Origin of the sequence: Paenibacillus sp. OV219 (assembly GCF_900110075.1) — a bacterium.
GTDB lineage: Bacteria > Bacillota > Bacilli > Paenibacillales > Paenibacillaceae > Paenibacillus_Z.
Genome location: NZ_FOCJ01000010.1, coordinates 113,482 through 130,116, shown reverse-complemented (window position 1 = coordinate 130,116; position 16,635 = coordinate 113,482). Strand labels below are relative to the sequence as shown.

14 protein-coding genes are annotated in these 16,635 nt (G+C 51.7%); 2 read left to right on the top strand and 12 right to left on the bottom strand.

What is annotated here, in order from left to right:
• Positions 1-25: 25 nt before the first annotated feature.
• From BMY11_RS22570 to BMY11_RS22560, 3 genes are all read right to left on the bottom strand, one after another.
• The gene (locus BMY11_RS22570) at positions 26-1,774 is read right to left on the bottom strand and encodes an ABC transporter ATP-binding protein (RefSeq protein WP_090581624.1); all 1,749 of its coding nucleotides are present in this window, start codon (positions 1,772-1,774) and stop codon (positions 26-28) included.
• 127 nt (positions 1,775-1,901) lie between these two features.
• A complete protein-coding gene (locus BMY11_RS22565; protein WP_090581622.1) occupies positions 1,902-2,771 on the bottom strand; it encodes a VOC family protein in 870 nt (289 codons plus the stop codon).
• Between the two features lie 21 nt (positions 2,772-2,792).
• Positions 2,793-3,626, bottom strand: coding sequence for a sugar phosphate isomerase/epimerase family protein (locus BMY11_RS22560; protein WP_090581620.1), 834 nt, complete (start codon positions 3,624-3,626; stop codon positions 2,793-2,795).
• Positions 3,627-3,850: 224 nt separating this feature from the next.
• Between BMY11_RS22560 and BMY11_RS22555 the strand changes: the two genes are divergently transcribed.
• The gene (locus BMY11_RS22555; protein WP_090581618.1) at positions 3,851-5,098 is read left to right on the top strand and encodes a ParB/RepB/Spo0J family partition protein; all 1,248 of its coding nucleotides are present in this window, start codon (positions 3,851-3,853) and stop codon (positions 5,096-5,098) included.
• 128 nt (positions 5,099-5,226) lie between these two features.
• Positions 5,227-6,234 (top strand): NAD-dependent epimerase/dehydratase family protein, encoded by a 1,008-nt coding sequence (locus tag BMY11_RS22550; RefSeq protein WP_090581616.1) that lies wholly within the window; start codon positions 5,227-5,229, stop codon positions 6,232-6,234.
• A 287-nt stretch (positions 6,235-6,521) separates the two neighbouring features.
• Here BMY11_RS22550 and BMY11_RS22545 read toward each other — a convergent pair whose 3' ends face one another.
• The 9 genes from BMY11_RS22545 to BMY11_RS22505 form a co-directional block, all read right to left on the bottom strand.
• Complete coding sequence (locus BMY11_RS22545) at positions 6,522-7,268, bottom strand: glycosyltransferase (protein WP_090581614.1); 747 nt, start codon at positions 7,266-7,268, stop codon at positions 6,522-6,524.
• Positions 7,269-7,410: 142 nt separating this feature from the next.
• The gene (locus tag BMY11_RS22540) at positions 7,411-8,376 is read right to left on the bottom strand and encodes a hypothetical protein (RefSeq protein WP_090581612.1); all 966 of its coding nucleotides are present in this window, start codon (positions 8,374-8,376) and stop codon (positions 7,411-7,413) included.
• Positions 8,377-8,535: 159 nt separating this feature from the next.
• Positions 8,536-9,633, bottom strand: coding sequence for a Ger(x)C family spore germination protein (locus BMY11_RS22535; RefSeq protein WP_090581610.1), 1,098 nt, complete (start codon positions 9,631-9,633; stop codon positions 8,536-8,538).
• Positions 9,630-10,736 carry a GerAB/ArcD/ProY family transporter gene (locus BMY11_RS22530; protein ID WP_090581608.1) on the bottom strand — a complete coding sequence of 369 codons (1,107 nt, stop codon included), beginning with the start codon at positions 10,734-10,736 and terminating at the stop codon, positions 9,630-9,632. The genes BMY11_RS22535 and BMY11_RS22530 overlap by 4 nt, the downstream gene beginning before the upstream one ends.
• Entirely contained in the window at positions 10,733-12,172 is a 1,440-nt protein-coding gene (locus BMY11_RS22525) for a spore germination protein (protein WP_090581606.1), read from the bottom strand. Before BMY11_RS22525 ends, BMY11_RS22530 begins: the two co-directional genes overlap by 4 nt.
• A 212-nt stretch (positions 12,173-12,384) precedes the next feature.
• A complete protein-coding gene (locus BMY11_RS22520) occupies positions 12,385-14,127 on the bottom strand; it encodes an ABC transporter ATP-binding protein (RefSeq protein WP_371262912.1) in 1,743 nt (580 codons plus the stop codon).
• A gap of 148 nt (positions 14,128-14,275) precedes the next feature.
• Complete coding sequence (locus BMY11_RS22515; protein ID WP_177182775.1) at positions 14,276-14,851, bottom strand: HAD-IA family hydrolase; 576 nt, start codon at positions 14,849-14,851, stop codon at positions 14,276-14,278.
• 24 nt (positions 14,852-14,875) lie between these two features.
• Positions 14,876-16,084, bottom strand: coding sequence for a hypothetical protein (locus tag BMY11_RS22510; RefSeq protein ID WP_090581600.1), 1,209 nt, complete (start codon positions 16,082-16,084; stop codon positions 14,876-14,878).
• Complete coding sequence (locus tag BMY11_RS22505; RefSeq protein ID WP_090581598.1) at positions 16,081-16,617, bottom strand: RNA polymerase sigma factor; 537 nt, start codon at positions 16,615-16,617, stop codon at positions 16,081-16,083. The genes BMY11_RS22510 and BMY11_RS22505 overlap by 4 nt, the downstream gene beginning before the upstream one ends.
• Between the last annotated feature and the right edge of the window lie 18 nt (positions 16,618-16,635).

The window sequence follows — 16,635 nt, the reverse complement described above, 5'->3', positions numbered from 1 at the left end:
GTTACTCGCATTGAAGTCCGCTGTTTTAGCCAACGCTGCTTCCCTCCTCCTGAATGGCATGAAGCATCGCGTAGATGCCCTCCTGCACAAGCAGTGTCTCGTGCGTGCCGCGCTGCACAATTCGCCCTTCATCGAGCACAATGATTTCATCTGCATGCTTCAATGCACTGATCCGGTGCGCAATTATAATGGTCGTCTTGCCCTCGCGCTGCCGACGGATCGTATCAATGATGACCGTTTCCGTGACAGCGTCTACGGCGCTAACACTATCGTCGAGAATAAGAATCGGTGCTTCCATCATCATCCCCCGCGCTAACGCCGTCCGCTGCCGCTGACCGCCGGATAGCGTTACGCCGCGCTCGCCAAGCTTCGTCTCGAAGCCATCAGGGAAGCCGATAATGCTGTCATGAATTTGCGCATCGCGTGCTGCCTTCTCCACGAGTGACAGGTCTGCGCTGCGACGATAGAACGCAATGTTGTCGCGGATCGTCGTGCTGAACAGGAAGCCGTCCTGCGGCACGTAAGCGATGCCAGCGCGCAAGCTTTCGAGCGAAACATCATGCAAATCGCTGCCGCCGATTTCGACTGCTCCAGCAGGAGGATCATAGACGCGCAGCAGCAGCTTTACGAGCGTTGTTTTGCCAGAGCCGGTTCTTCCTACGATTCCTAGCGTCTTGCCCGGTTCGAGGCGAAGCGAAATGTGCCTCAGCGCTTCCTCAGGTGATTCTGGATATGTGAAGGATAGGTCATTCACAGTAAGTACGGCTTTGTTCCAATCGACGTCCGCCGCAAGTTCTTTCTCGATAATTTCCGGTTGCTTCGCCAGCAATTCGTTCAGCCGCTCAAGCGACGCCCGGGAGCGCTGTATCGTATTGATGACGTTGCCGATCTGCTGCAAAGGGTTAACCATCATCCGAACATAAAGCGTCAGCGCAACGAAGTTACCGAGTGAGAGACGCCCTGACAGTGCCAGATAACCGCCGAAGGCAAGCGTCACAACTAGCGATAATGCGCCAAGAAACGGAATAAGAGCTTGAAAGAAGGAGGAGACGCGCACAAGCTTCAGCTGATTGTCTTTGATCCGGTCAACGGTGCGGCCGAATCTGCCATTCATAATGTCTTCGACGGCAAATTTCTTCGTGACACGGATACCGCCGAATTGCTCCTCCGCCGATTCAGTCATAGAGCCAAGCGACTCCTGCACAGCGAGCGAGCGTTTACGAATTGTTGGGCCAAAGCGAACGACAATCCAAGGAATGAAGAGCAGCGGCGATATACAGATCAGAATCAGATACCAAGGAATGTCGCTGATCAGCATCATGACAATGACAGAGACGATCAGCATCACCGCGTTCGCAGTCTGGTTGACACCCATGGAGATGGATTCGCGAACGGTCGTGACATCGTTCATCACATAGCTTAACAGCTTGCCGACCCCGTTCTTGGAATAGAACTGCTCGCCAAGCCTTGTGAAATGCCTGAACAGCTTTTGCCGTGTAAACTTCTCAAACACCCTGCCTACGTACATAATGTGGAACTGCCCGATGCCGCCAAGAATGCCGTAAGCGACGCCGATCAAGAGCAGCACGAGACTCGAATGCAGGACCGTATCTTTCGTCAGTCCACCCTTTTGCAGCTCATCTGTGAAGCTCCCCAGCACCTTCGGATAATACGATTGAAATAAGTTCGCTGCGATAGTAAACGTAATACCTGATGCATAGATGTACCATTTTGCCCGGATATACGTCGTTAACAGGCCCCGACCACTGCCCAACTAAATCGCCCCTCTCAATTATCCAGTTTTTGCATATTTACACACAACGGAATGCAGGCCAATTTCCTGCCTGCATCGCGTTATTTAAGAAACGATATCTAATGGAGAGTGTTATTACACACAAGTGCTATATGCCAAAATGAACCTCGATACCTGATGGATCATGCGTAATAATCGTACCACCCTCGGTGCGAAGCGGAACGCTTGCAGCCTGCAAACGTGCAAAAACGGCCATTTGAGCCGCTTCGGAGGGAAGAACGATTTGGTAATAATCAAGGCCCGGTGCGTTCGCCGGTGTCAGCGGTGCGCCAACGCCAGCCCATACATTAAGGCCGATGTGATGATGGTAGCCCCCTGCCGAGATGAAGAGTGCTGAATTACTCATGGATGCAACGATATCGAAGCCGAGCACGTCGATGTAGAAATGCTCTGTCGTCGGCAGCTCCGTCACATGCAGATGAATATGCCCGACAGTCGTACCCGCAGGCAGCCCGTTCCAAGAAGTATCTCCGGCTTCCGCTAGCAAGCCATCTTGGTCAATCGGATCGAGTCCCATCTGCACGCGGCCCTGTTCATCCCACTGCCACGTATCGCGCGGACGGTCGCTGTAGATTTCGATGCCGTTATTATCCGGATCGGTGATGTAGAGCGCCTCGCTGACGAGATGATCTGAATGCCCGATGTGAATGCCGGTGCTCTTCAAGTGACGAAGCGACAGGCCGAGCGACTTCCGATCCGGCACGAGCAGCGCAAAATGATACAAGCCCGCGCCAGAGCGGCGTGGACGCGGCACCGCATCAGGAATTTCACGCAGCTGAAGAAGCGGCTTAGCCGCACCGGGGACTCCCAGCGCGGCCATTCCTTCCTGCTTCTCTTCAATGAGCTGAAGACCGACGATCTCCCTATAGAAGCGGATCGACTGTTTTAAGTTACTTACCCGCAATTGCACAAGTCCAATCCGCGTCTCTGCGGCAATAGCTGATGATGATGATGACATTTTCCGCCACCTCCTACTATGTTATAGATAGTCGGCAACGATGGCTTTAATGCGATCGAGTCCGGCCCACATATCGCCAGGTCCGTCATAGATGAGTACGATTGCGCCGTTAAACTCGGCGGCACGGACGGTGTTCAAGCATGTAATAAATTCATCTTGGTCCGGATAGCCTTGATCGTCGTATTGCGCTTTGGCGTGAACGGACACGCTGCTCGGTAGCGTGAGCGGGAACTCATCGTATTTGTTCGGGAGCTTGAAGTTGCCGAAGTCGGTGATGAAGTCTGCGTTGTCGCCCACGAGTTCAAGCAGCTTCACGCTGGAGGAACCAGTCGACGTGAGCGCCTTGAAGTTCTCTGAGATGATGCGAACGTTCTTGCCCTGCTCCTGTGAGTATTGGCTGAGACGCGTGAGGCCTTCTGCCGATAAACGAAGCGCATCAATGTTATCCGGCGCAGCTTCGCCCGCAACGATACGGATTTGCTTCGCGCCTGCAAGCGACGCGATGTCGATCCACTGCTGCATGTAGCGAATGTCCGCTTCGCGGCGTTCTTCGTCCGCAGTCGTCAGATCGCCGTAATCGAGCAGGAGCGTATCGAACTTAATGCCTGCCGACTGGAATGATTCCTTCAACTGCTGCAAGTACGCCGGCTCTACGGATGGAAAATGAAAATGGCATACCTCTGCAGCCTGGTACCCTCTTCTTGCCAGCTCAGCCGGCAGCTCGAGCAGTGTTAGCACCTGAGGCTGTTCTGTAACTTGCGGCTCATGCTGCTTCGTCTCCGCGTTCCAAGCTGTAAAGCGCAACGGGCCGAGCAGGCGATGCAAACTCCACGTACTGATGGACAAATAAGACATTGATAAGCCCCTCCTCTGATCGATGAAAGCGTTATAATCGAAGTAAATGTCCTTATGGTATCACATTCCAGTTCATTTACCAATTTCAAGAAAGCGACATCATCGGTATTATTTCCACAAAAAGCATCCTGGTATATAATACGGTTGACTAGCAAATATAAGGCGAAAACAGATAAATTAAGAGATTGCGACTCTTAAAGATGTGTCATGATAGGAGAAATGATATGGATATTATTCAAATCCCAATCCATTTAATTGATGAGGACGAGGACCAGCCGCGTTACCAGTTCGATGAGGAAGCGCTGCAGGAGCTCGCGAAGAGCATCGAAGAGATCGGCTTGCTCTCGCCGATTAAAGTACGGACGACAGCAGGCGGACGCTATACAATCATCTACGGCAACCGACGCTACAAAGCGAGCCAGATGCTCGGCAAGCCGTCAATGCCATGCATCGTGTCGAGTGCGACCGATGAGATGGAAATTTATTTGGAGCAAATCGCGGAGAACTTGACGCGTGAAGGTTTCTCGCCGATTGAGGAAGCGGAAGCGTTCCATAAGCTGATGCATGAATCGAAGTTCAACAGCTCGATTAAGTATCTCGCGAATAAGCTCGGCAAGCCAGAGAGCTATATTAAGAACAAGTGCGAGCTGCTGAAGTTCGGCAACGCCGTGCGGAAGCTGATCGTCAGCGGCACGGAAATCCGCGAGGGCAAGCTGACCGAGGATCAGCTGCTGCCGATTAAGGATTTGCCGTTCGAGCATCGCGACCCGCTCGCGCTCATTATTGCGCGCGACGCGCTGCCTGTCAGTGATGTGAAGAAGATCGCGAAGCTGTTCAAGGACAAGGAGATTTCCTCGGGCACGAAGGACAAGCTGCTGTACAAGAGCGGGTACGAGCTGCTGCAAACGTGGTCAACCGTGCAGCAAAATAAAGCGGAACGCGAGCGGGCCGCGGAGCTAAAAGCAGAGCAGGCAGAGCGCGCCGCCGCGGCGAAGGCCGAGAAGGCGCGGCTCGCGGCGGAAGCCGCGGAGCGCGAAGCGGCTGCGGGCGTGGCAGGAGGCGGCACGGCGAGCGGTGCGAGTGAGGCAAGTGCAAGTAGTGCGAGCTTGAGTGGAGACGGCTCGGGTGCGAGCGGTGCAGCGCTGAGTGGCTTGGGTGCGGGCAGTGCGAGTTCGAACGATGCAAGTAGAGTGAGCGGTGTGGGTGCGAGCAATGCGAGTAGCGTGAGCGGTGTGGGTACGAGCGGTGCAAGTGGTGTGAGCGGTGTGAATTTGCTCGGCGAGCTGCAGCAGTTGCTTGGCGCGCTGCCAGCTCTCTCGGCGGCGCCTGCCGAGCTGCTGGCTGGCGTCACGCAAGCAGAGGAACTGCAGGCTGTAATCACGAACGTAGACCTGCTTCTGAGTACGCTCGAGCAGCGGTCTGCCGAGCTTCAGACCGTCAGAGACCTCGCTGCGACACGCGTAAACGAATAATTTTAGTGAAATTTGGTGAACTTCTTTCGGGTTAACAAACGCGAAGCCTCCTGTGTTACGATAAGCAGGAGGTTTTTGTATTTGCTGTTAGTTACAGACTTTAGGCGAGAGAGTGAGGATGTTAACGCATGAGAGTTGTTATTCTTGGCGGTACCGGCAACATTAGTACTAGCATTGTTCGTCTTCTGGTGGCTCAGGGCCATGAAGTCACTTGTTATAACCGCGGTCAAAGCGCCAGCGACCTGCCTGCGGGTGTTCGCGTTATCAATGGAGATCGCAAGGATCGCGATACATTTGAAACAACCATGCAGCAAGAGCAGTTCGATGCGGCGATCGATATGATCAGCTTCGACAAGGAAGATGCTGCGAGCAGCTTGCGCGCTTTCCGTGGAGTGAAGCATTTTGTTCAATGCTCCACCGTGTGTACGTATGGCGTCGATTACGACTGGATGCCTGTGACGGAGGATCACCCGCTTCGTCCGATCAGCGGTTACGGCCGCGGCAAAGCGGAAGCGGATCAGCTGTTGCTGGAAGCGCACTACCGCGAAGGCTTCCCTGTGACGATTCTGAAGCCGTCGACTACATATGGTCCGCAAAGCGGCATCCTACGCCAAGTGGCTTGGGATTTCACGTGGATCGACCGTATTCTAAAAGGCAAGCCTCTGCTCATTTGCGGCGATGGCAAAGCGCTCCACTCTTTCATGCATGTTGACGATGCGGCAAAAGCGTTCGTCGGCGTTCTTGGCAAAGCACACTGCATCGGCCAAACGTACAACGTCGTTCCGCGCGGCTTCACGACATGGGAACAGCAGCATAAGCTGGCGATGAAGCTGCTGGGAAGAGAAGTCGAGCTTGTTGGTGTATCGCTAGATACGCTGAACTCGATTGATGCCGGACGTTTCGGCATTTGTAGCGAGATTTTTGCGCATAACGTATATTACAGCTCGGAGCGCTTGATGCGCGATGTGCCTGAATTCGTGCCGACGATCTCGCTAGAAGAAGGCATGCGCGAAGTATTCGAAGTGATGAAGCAAGGCGGCCGCATCCCGAACTCCGACAACGAGACTTGGGAAGACGAAATCATCGAGGCGCACCGCAGTGCGTTCGGTCCACTTGCTTCTGCTGCAAAAGCATAAATCGAAAGGGAGGAAGCCGTGGTCGGCTTCCTCCCTTTTTTGATGAACTGACTTCTCAGACCATAAACGCTGTCTAATCGCCCACTTCGCCTGGTGAGAGAGGCTTTATCCTCTCTCAGCTCCCACAGCAAGCCGGTTACTCGGGACCGCGACGCTGAGAGATCATATGTGTTCTCTCAGCCAACATTTCGCGCGTTTCTGATGCTGAGAGCACGTATTTGCTCGCTCAGCTCCTGCCAACGTGCCGAGTGCCCATATGTACTCTCTCATCCCCAGCAACCTGCCCCCTACAGACCTTGACGAGACTCATTGATCCACTTCAGCAACCGTGGATCATTCGTCTTCGACTCGGCAATTTCCAGATACCTCTTAGCCTTCACAGGATCGAGCTCTTTCATTTCTCGACCGAGCTGCATCCATAGACGAGCGTTGTCCTGGTCCTTCTTCAAATTTTGCTGCAGCAGGTGCAAATTTCTTCTGCGCTTCTCCCACGTATCAACAACATTATGGTCGTACCCATCATGCAGAAGATGGATGTCCGACTTCCGGACAGCAATCGAATGGCTCTCGAGGTCCAAAACCTCGTGAATCATATCTTTAAACCTTAACTGCGAAGGAAAAATACGAATATAGGCATTATCATACGAAGAAGTTATCTTGCCGCCTACCGTGTTATCGTAGACAATGTACAGCGCTGCCTGCTGACCATCAAGGTCCATCTGTTCCGTGTACTGGCGAATTTGAGTCTGATGCTGTGCCGGCAATTCATCATCCGCATCGACGACAAAAACCCAATCATGCGAAACCTTAGAAAGTGATTCGTTCCGAGCAGCGGAAAAATCATTACTCCATACATAATGAGAAAGCTTAATCTTCTCATCTTCACCAGCTAGTTTCTCGATAATCTCTATGGTGCGGTCCGTAGAGCCCGTATCGACGATAACAAATTCGTGCACAGCCGGAAGAACGGATCTAATTGCTCGCTCAATGCATCTCTCCCCATCCTTCACAATCATAGCTGCCGAAACGCCCATAAGTTAGTCCCCCTGAAGTCATTGGTCAATTATGCCATAAATGATATGACTATTTTACCACGACTTTAGAACTATGAGCTTATTTATCTGCAACAACGGGCAGCGATGCGGATAGCAGCTCGTTCTCCCCTCCTAACCTTTCCTACATCAACAGCCGATCCAGCCCAATTGCGCTGATGAGCATGCGCTCTTTCTTGCTGCCAAGCAGCTGCCGGGTCCAGTCGACGAAGCCGCCGTCGCCAATAAAGTGCTCACGTCCGTCGATTGTAGTCTTGATCGTAAACTGCAGGCCGAGATAGTACGCGTTGTCCTTCGGCGGGACTACCGTCACGACTAGCTCCGGCGCACGTTCGTGAAGGTGCTGGACGGTCCGCTCAATTAAGCCTTCTCCGTCGGTATAGCCACCTCGACCGCTAATGAGCACCTCAATGCCAGTCCCTCTGAACTGCTTGCTGAACATGTCCCGGTACATCGCAATGTGCTCCCACACCGCCTCTTTCTCAAACGTATACGAGCCGCGGTCCCTGCCCGCCGTCACCATTGCGTACGCAGAGAAATGCGATAAATATCCCGGTAAATCCGGGAATTTCTGTGCCCGCACAAGGCGATGGGTCGTGCACAGCCTGACCGGATCAGGATGGTTGTTGAGCGCTCCAGACTGTACACCGTCGGCAATATGCAGCGCGAGCAGGTTGGTCATATCGCCGACGACTTCGGTGCCGCGGAGAGCGGAGATGACTTTGTTCTGGTCCGCATGCGCCACGACCGAACAGGAACCAAGCGGCGCGACCGGCGACAGCTGCATGGGTGCATACCCCCGCTCCCGCGCAATTAGGAGCAAATCCAGCTCCAGCTGCTTGAGCGCGAGCGAGTCCACAACCGCAGGCTTCACGAAGCGGTTCTCCCGATAACTGCGCAGCAGCTCGCTCGGCTGTTTATCTGCCGCACGCCGGCGGAATAACTCAAGCATCAGCGTATTGAAATCCGCACCGGATAGACCCTCCGCCAGCTGCGTCACCAGCTCCTGATGGCCAAGCTCCCGCAAAATACGGTTCAACTCTTGACGCTCCTGATTTCGATCCTGCAAACCACCTTGCTCTCTCTCCATACACGCTCATCCCTTTTCATAAATATTTCTATTAATTTAGCACATCTCTCTAGCAAGTGGCTCTCCATACAGAAAAAAAATCCCCGCCGCGGGATATGCAATAGTCCATCAAAACAAAAAGAAGCCCGCAGCATAAGTCAGCCGCAGGCTCCATTATTGTTAGTCCAACACACCGGTATTCAGTATCGTAACCTTAATCTTCGGTTTAATCGTCAGCTTCGGATACTCCTCACGCCAATTCATCCCTTTGTACAGCTTCGGATGGTAGGCCGCAAGCTCGTGCCCCAGCTGAAAATAATCGCAGTTCGCCTTCTGCAGCGTTGCGATGATGCTCTCTGCCTTCTTCGTAAGATCCGCTGCAATGGCCTTCTCCATCTCCTGCAACATTGGATTCGTATGATTTTTGACGGCAGGTCCATCCTCGATTAACTTGACACTCATCTTAAGCGAGATGTCGATCTCACGAAGGCTTTTATCACTGTGGATTATCCGATAATCGTTCTTGGCGCTCCGTACCCGAATCGAATAGACCTTGCCTTCCGTTTGACTGGTGATGACTTGAATCTTTGCAGGGACTCCAGCCATCAGACAGGCTAGCTGGGTCTGCGCGTTATTCAAATTAATGCCGGTGTACTTCCCGTCTCGAAAAAGAGCAGTCCCAGCAAGACGAGCCCCTTCTTTATCCGGTACGAGCCGATTGATCGCATAGTCGCTAATGAAATCTGTTCCCCCAAGTATATACCGAAGCAGCTTATTGGTAGGAATATCCCCCCTTTTCATTTCATTATCTATTAATCCGTTCATAAAGTCGGGAACGGTCTGTTCTTTAATTTTCTTCCTTGACAGCAGCTCCGTGAAATCGCCATCGTACACCGCAAGATGGGCATAGAGCGGATTCGATATGAATTGACCCGCGGAACTCAAATAGTTAAGCGGTTCATCTTTGGCAAACCTAGGGGTGATGAGGTACAGCCTGGTCTCCTGAACCGTTAACACGCCTGGCATGGACTCATTTGTTTTCCCCACAGAGTCATAAATACTATCACCTGGTTCTTCAAAGTATAAGCTGAATGGTTTGCCTCCGCCTTGACTCGCCTCCCGAAGTGAGGAGATGACATAGCCCACCTTGAGTTTCTTGCTGTCACCTACGTAATCGACTCCGACAATATCGACGAACAGCTGATCCTTCAGCTTAATCTGATCCCAGCATCCGGTCAGCAGCAGGCATATCAGCAGTGCAGCAATTCCTTTCTTCATGCTTTGCTCCTCCCTACACTACGGATCCCGGAAATGATAAGCATTATGGCGGGCAGGGCAACAACCATAATAAGGGACAGTTTATCCTGCATCTCAGAAAACTGCCTAAGCGAGGCCCGCTTCTGAAAGAAAAGAGCGCCGATAAAAGCTAAGAATACCGTGCTCCAAACCCAAACCTGCTGCTTGCCCATCCCTTGACTGCGGAGATGCTGGAATGCCTTCGCCGACAAGAAGAAGTAGATATATGCCGTGTCCGAAACAATGAAAACAAAGAATATCAGGAACAAGATATCTATGCTCTGCAGCACTTCAATGTGATAGTACTTCAATATAAACACGATAGGCTCTGGTATTAACCTAAGCTGATTCAAGCTAAACATGGTCGAGCAGATCAGACAGCTAATAACGTAATAGAGCATCGAACTGAAGTTAGCCAGCGACACGATAAGCAGCAGCTTCTTCCTACTCTTGGTCTTGGTCTTTACATAAGGGAAGGCATAAAGCAGCAAATCGTAGCCCACATAGGCACTAAATGCGGCATAGGCGCCCTTCATAACCGGATTCCAGCCACTTGGCAGGACAGGCAGCAGGTTCTTCACATCAAACCCGTAGACCCCGCAGAATACAATCAGCATAAGGCCGATTAAGGGCAGAGCCATGTAAGTTTGGGCGAGAAACGAAATTTTCTTCAATGATAAGGTTGCCGCATAACCGCATGCGATGAATAGCATCGGCAATATGACCCACCGCGGTGTGTATGCGAACAGCCACCGGTTCAGGACATCGGAATAATTCGTTATTAAGAGACACCCTGATAGCGCGTAATAACATCCATACATGATGTTAACGAGAGCACCGACTGGCCTGCCGACGATCTTGGAGACATAAGCAAAGTAATTTCGCGAAGGATAGCGGCAGCCGAGCCACCAGATTAGCATGATGCCGACTTGTGCGCATAACCAGCTCAGCACGACGGCCAGCCACGTATCATGTCCGGCAACATCGGCCTCCGCATGTGACAGGGACATGACCTCGACGCCAAGCTGTGTCATAAAGATCAGTATGAACAGCTGTCTTCCTGTGATCGATTCTTCCCTCATCATCGTTTCCAACCCCTTGGATTCCGCTGCCTTGTTCGATTGTTTGGCGCCGTTGCTTTCGGTCTCTTCAGCATACTCCAGGTCGGTGCGCGAAACAGAGTATCTCTGGCATCGCTCAAGGAGAAAGGAGGCTTATAATAAGAGAGACCCATCGTGTTCATTTGGCAAAGATGGGTGCAAAGCATCATGAGGAAGAAAGTAAGGCCGAACAAGCCAAACAAAGCGGACAGCAGGAGCGCAGGATAACTTAACAGGCGAACGGCGCTGCTCATCTCGTATGACGGCATAACGAAGGATGCTAAGCCCGTTAGTGCAGCCGTGATCACCATCGTATTGGAGACCAGATTGGACTGTACGACGACCGTACCAACCACGATACCGCCGACGACGCCAATCGTTTGGCCAACGGGGCTCGCAAGCCGAACCGTCGCCTCTCTCAGTATTTCAAGCAGGATCATCATTGAGAGCGCCTCGATTAATGGCGGGAATGTCACGTATTTCAATGAACTCTGCAGCGTGTTGACGAAATTGATCGGCAGCATCTGTGGATTGAAATTAGCGACTGACACGTAGAGAGCCGGTAGGGCGATAGCAATAAAGAAGCAGAAGAAGCGCAATAGCCGGAAGATCGTCCCGAGCAGCCAGCCGATTTGATAGTCGTCCTCGCTTTGAAAGAACGACCAGAACGAGACCGGCAGGATGACCACATCCGGAGAACCGGCTGCCGAGATAACGGCTTTGCCCTCCATCAGATTGGCGCGTGCACGGTCAGGGCGTTCCGTAATCAGTACCTGCGGGAACAAACTATTTTTATTCTCACGGACTAGCTCATCTATATCTCCGGGCGTATCGATGAAGTCGATGTCAATGCTCTTAATCCTTCGCTCCACTTCCTCCATCAGAGCCATATCCGCAACGGACTTGATGTACATCAAGGCGACCTTGGTCTGCGATAGGCGTCCAATTGTATAGGTTTTGACGATGAAGTCCGTTGTGTTAATGAGCTTGCGCATGAGATTGATATTCGTATCGATATTTTCGATGAAGGCTTCATTCGCGCCGCGCAGCACCCGTTCATTGGTCGGAATGTTGATGGAACGTTCTTTCTTGAGATCCGTTCCCAGGAGGTACAGCTTAGCTTCTCCACCACGCTGCAGCACAGTATTTCCGTACATGATCGCATGAACCGCATCTTGCAGGTTATCGCTTTCCTTATAGTCGAGAATGGACACGACGTCTTGGACGGGGTCGTGCGGACGGGACAGCAGCGGCTTCAGGATATAGTTCTGAACAAGCTCTGAATCAATCAGCGTACTAAAATAAAACAGCTGATACTCCGACTCACCGATCTTCAGCTTCTTCGTTTGAAAGTCACTCTGCTCCGAGAACAGCTCCTTGAAGTACTTCTCCGTCTCATTCAACGATGCGCTTAATTTCACACGTATTCCCTCCTCCGTTAGAGATGTCCTTACTTTAACCATGGAGTGGTAAAAGTATGTAAAAAAGGCAGTGACCTGTTGTGGTCACTGCCTTCACTGCCTCTTCTCCCCGCGCTAACGGACTCAGGAGTCGTTATTCGGCCAAAATCGCGGGTTTCCGCTTTCTAACGGACCCCAGCAACGTTATTATGGGCAAACACGCCTCATTCTTCTTACGCCAACACTTGGCTAAACTGCATATTGTACAGCTTCGCATACAAACCGCCCTGTTCCAACAGCTTGGCATGGGTGCCTTCTTCTGCGATTCCTTGTTCCGATAGGACGATGATGCGATGCGCATTTCGAATCGTGGACAACCGGTGCGCAATGACAAAGGTTGTGCGGTTCTTCGCTAACCGCTCGAAGCTCTCCTGCACCACCCGTTCGCTCTCGTTATCCAACGCGGAGGTCGCTTCATCGAAAATGAGAATCGCTGGGTCCTTCAAGAAAACCCGCGCAATACTGATGCGCTGCCGTTGCCCGCCTGATAGCTTCACACCGCGTTGCCCAATGTGGGCATCGTATCCGCCAGGAAGCCCCATAATAAATTCATGCGCATTGGCTTGCTTGGCAGCCTCGACAATCTCCTCATCCGTTGTCTCTGGCTTACCATATCGGATGTTCTCCTTAATCGTACCCGCGAACAGATAGACGTCCTGCTGCACAATACCGATGCTATCGCGCAAGGATTTAAGTTTCATCTTCCGAATATCCATGCCGTCAATGAGAATCGCACCTTCGCTCGTCTCGTAGAAACGCGGGATCAAGCTGCACAGCGTCGTTTTGCCAACTCCGGACGAACCGACCAGCGCCACATACTCACCTGGACTAGCCAACAAATTGATTCGGTTTAATACATAATTTTCCGAGTCACTCTCGTACCGGAAGCTGACGCAAATGAACTCCACTTTCCCATGAACTTCGTTTAACTCGATCGCATCAGGAGCATCCTTAATCTCCGGTTCCACTGCCATCGTTTCCAGGAAGCGTTCAAAGCCGGCTATGCCATTTTGCAGATTCTGTGTGAAATTGATGAGCCGTTTCACAGGGTCAACCAGCGTTGTGACGTAAAGCAGGAAGGTAATAAGCTCATTAAGCTGTAGCTTATGATGGCTGATCAGAAACGCGCCTACAACGACGACTGCAATGTGGATAAATGAAATAAACCCGGTTAATCCATTAAAAAATAATGCCTCGATGAAATAACCCTTCCTGCGGCTGTCTAGAAACCGGGCGTTGCTGCTTCTGAATTTACTCATCTCAATCGGTTCATTCGTGAACGATTGTACGACTCGAATACCGGATAGGCTGTCCTCGAGCTGCTCATTAATGTCTGCGATACGCTCCTTGTTCTTCTTCAGTGCTCTCTTCATCTTCATGCTGAAGTGATAGGCGAACAGCATCATGAGGGGCAGTATGACAAAAATCGTAAGCGCAAGCACCAAGTTCATATGCATTAAGATAATAAAGGAACCAACAATTCTGACCAATGAGATCGCGATATCCTCAGGGCCATGATGTGCGAGCTCAGAGATGTCGAATAGATCATTCGTCGTTCGCGAAATCAGCTGCCCTGTACGCGAGTTGTCGTAGTAGCGGAAGGAGAGCTTCTGGAGATGCGCGAACAGATCACTCCGCATATCCGATTCAATTCTAGCCCCCATGACATGTCCAAAATAATCCGTATAAAAGCTGCTCACATACTCGACAGCCATTAGAAACAAGAAGAGCCCTGCCATCTGGACTATTAAATCGGCAGCGACACCTCCATCGCTTATTGCGTATTTGGTAATCTGATTAACAAGCAGCGGAAATGCAAGCACCGCAGCAGAAGACAGCGAGGCGAAGAAGAGATCTGCTAGGAGTGCCTTCTTATATGGCTTGTAATACGCTACAAACTTCATGAATTGGTTCAAAAACATTCCTCCACTTTAGTCGTTTTAGCAGTGTGTTGTCCTTTTCCGCGGTGATTATATACGTCTTCATTGTCATCACTCCTGTATTTAGTATGGTTATTCCAAAGTCGTAACAGCTTATCTGATACGTATTCACAGGCGCGGTCATTTACAACCTAACATCGATCGCTCCCATCCATGCCCCTTGCTCATCCGCCAGCAATGTCTTCCAGCCCAGTTCGCGCGCGGAAACTAAGTTTCGCTCTGAATCATCCACGAACACGACGGGATCCTGCGCCCGCAGCTTTGATTGAACAAGCTTATAAATCGGCAGTGACGGTTTACAGCTCCCAGCCTGACTCGAAATGGTGACGCTTGTCAGGTAAGGCTGAATAGGCACGAGCAGCGGCATTAACCATTCATGCCGATGATTACTAAGCACATGAATGTCTGCAAACTCGCTCCATGCCTGGATACGATGATAAGCCGGCAGCACGCGGAGATGCCGAGCCATTATAGCCCGACCATCCGCAGTCGTTATACCCGGATAATAGGAAGTCATCCATTGCCAGAAAGCCTCTTCGTCAGACTCGCCGGTCCATAGCTTGCTTCGCAGTTGCACGTTAAAGCACTCTTTCAGCTCATGGATGGGAAGGTCCGCATGTTCCGCGATTTCCTTCCAAAGCTCAGGCAGATTCGTAACAATGACCCCGCCTGCATCCAGCACTACTTGCAGCCTACTCATTCCTATTACTCCCTCCATTCACTCTCAAAGCTCGTTCATCGCCGCATCAATGACTTGCCTCATAAGCGGATTATCTTTCGATTTCGCCCAATAAATGAGGAGTGCATTTCCTTTCTCATACACGAAGGGGAATACAGTCATGAATTGAGCTACTTTCATCGTATCGTTAAACTGCTGAACTCCCTTCACCCGTGCTTCCCTCGACGGGAAAACATAGATATGAACAAACTCGGGATCGCTCTGATCCGTTTGCGACTCCGCTTCAACAGCAAAAACTTGAGGGGTCACATGGTCCAGCAGCTGCGGATGCCCGGTTATTCCGTAAGGAACTAGCTTCACTTGCTGATCCTGAACGACTTTTAAAATATCGGTCAATATAAACGGTTTCACCTGAACGCCCGTGTTGGCTTTCATAGGTACACTGTTCATCTCGCGAGGATCATCGAACGTCGTGCTGGCGACGATTGCCCCCTCACTATTATGTGCCTCGATACCGTACGTCGGAGCCGAAGTCTGCGGAAGAACAGCAAACCATAGCCATTGTCCCTCGTCGAACTCGACGATCTTCGCAGGATAACTGCCCGCATCCGGGCCGCCAATAGTGATATTAACCGCTTTGATGGAAGAATTCGACAGCTGCCCGAATACGATCGGGAACGGACCATGAATGCCCTCGAACTTCGGCATACTCATGTAATTGAACGCTTCTCTCGAGTTCACAGGACTGCCTAGGCCGTACATGCCGCCCATGACCCATTTCCACCCGAGCCATGTTTTGCGGACAAATTCGATCTCGAGATCGGTGCCGTCCTGCTGATAGAAACGCTTAATGAACAGCAGCATCCCGCCGTCGATCGGTTCACGGTTAACGACCACCATCGAGGTGTAGGCCCTGAACTTCTTAACCGCATCTTCCGGCGTCTTGCCAATCGGGATGCTCACCGTGCCCGTGTAACCCGCAGCGCGGGAATAACGCCAGTCCGCGATTCCGCCCGGGATTTCATATACGTAGGCAAAAGCAATCAACAGTACAAGGCATGCCGCTGCCGCAGCTGACCACCCCAGCCACAGCCGCTTTCTACGTCTGCCTGGATTCCGCTCGGACGCTGCAAGCCGTTGAATGTCCGCAATGTGCTGCTCCGAAGGGACTCGACTCTCGTCTTGAGGACGCTGCTTCAGCCGATCGAGCAACGGATCCGCTTGATGCGGCTCATCTGAATGCCATTTCGTCATTGAAATCGCTCCTCCTTCATTCGCTTTGCAAGCTTTGCTCTAGCGCGTGCAAGTCGGGATTTCACGGTACCCTCGGCAATCCCCAGCAGCTCGGCGAGTTCCTTATACGACAGCTCATAATGCGCATACAGTATAATGACTTCCCGATCGTTTCGGGGAAGCTCAAGTACGAATGACCAGATCTCATCCGTGAAGTTGGCGGACATATAGTCTACCTCCGCAGACGATGAACGCCTCGTATCCTGGAATAACCCGATAAGCGTCACTTTGCGAAGGAAGGCGGATTTGCTGTAGTTGAACACAGTATTGCGGGCGATCTTGAACAGCCAGCTCTTCACCGAGCATTGTCCTCGGAATGCGTCTATCGCGCGGAACGCCCGAATGAACGTCTCCTGCGCAATGTCTTCAGCCACATGCTCACGGCGGGTCAGAAAGTAAACGTACTGCCACACGTCATGCCAATAGCGACGGACAAGCCCATCCATCTCCGGATCATCCAGCCTCGTTATATGTTTGAGATAGTCATCTTCCACGTAAGCCGCTCACTCCTC

Excerpts from the sequence above, each read along its gene's own strand:
- BMY11_RS22565 (WP_090581622.1), bottom strand. The coding sequence starts at position 2,771 with ATGTCATCATCATCATCAGCTATTGCCGCAGAGACGCGGATTGGACTT.
- BMY11_RS22560 (WP_090581620.1), bottom strand. The coding sequence starts at position 3,626 with ATGTCTTATTTGTCCATCAGTACGTGGAGTTTGCATCGCCTGCTCGGC.
- BMY11_RS22555 (WP_090581618.1), top strand. The coding sequence starts at position 3,851 with ATGGATATTATTCAAATCCCAATCCATTTAATTGATGAGGACGAGGAC.
- BMY11_RS22550 (WP_090581616.1), top strand. The coding sequence starts at position 5,227 with ATGAGAGTTGTTATTCTTGGCGGTACCGGCAACATTAGTACTAGCATT.
- BMY11_RS22545 (WP_090581614.1), bottom strand. The coding sequence starts at position 7,268 with ATGGGCGTTTCGGCAGCTATGATTGTGAAGGATGGGGAGAGATGCATT.
- BMY11_RS22540 (WP_090581612.1), bottom strand. The coding sequence starts at position 8,376 with ATGGAGAGAGAGCAAGGTGGTTTGCAGGATCGAAATCAGGAGCGTCAA.
- BMY11_RS22535 (WP_090581610.1), bottom strand. The coding sequence starts at position 9,633 with ATGAAGAAAGGAATTGCTGCACTGCTGATATGCCTGCTGCTGACCGGA.
- BMY11_RS22530 (WP_090581608.1), bottom strand. The coding sequence starts at position 10,736 with ATGATGAGGGAAGAATCGATCACAGGAAGACAGCTGTTCATACTGATC.
- BMY11_RS22515 (WP_177182775.1), bottom strand. The coding sequence starts at position 14,851 with ATGAGTAGGCTGCAAGTAGTGCTGGATGCAGGCGGGGTCATTGTTACG.
- BMY11_RS22510 (WP_090581600.1), bottom strand. The coding sequence starts at position 16,084 with ATGACGAAATGGCATTCAGATGAGCCGCATCAAGCGGATCCGTTGCTC.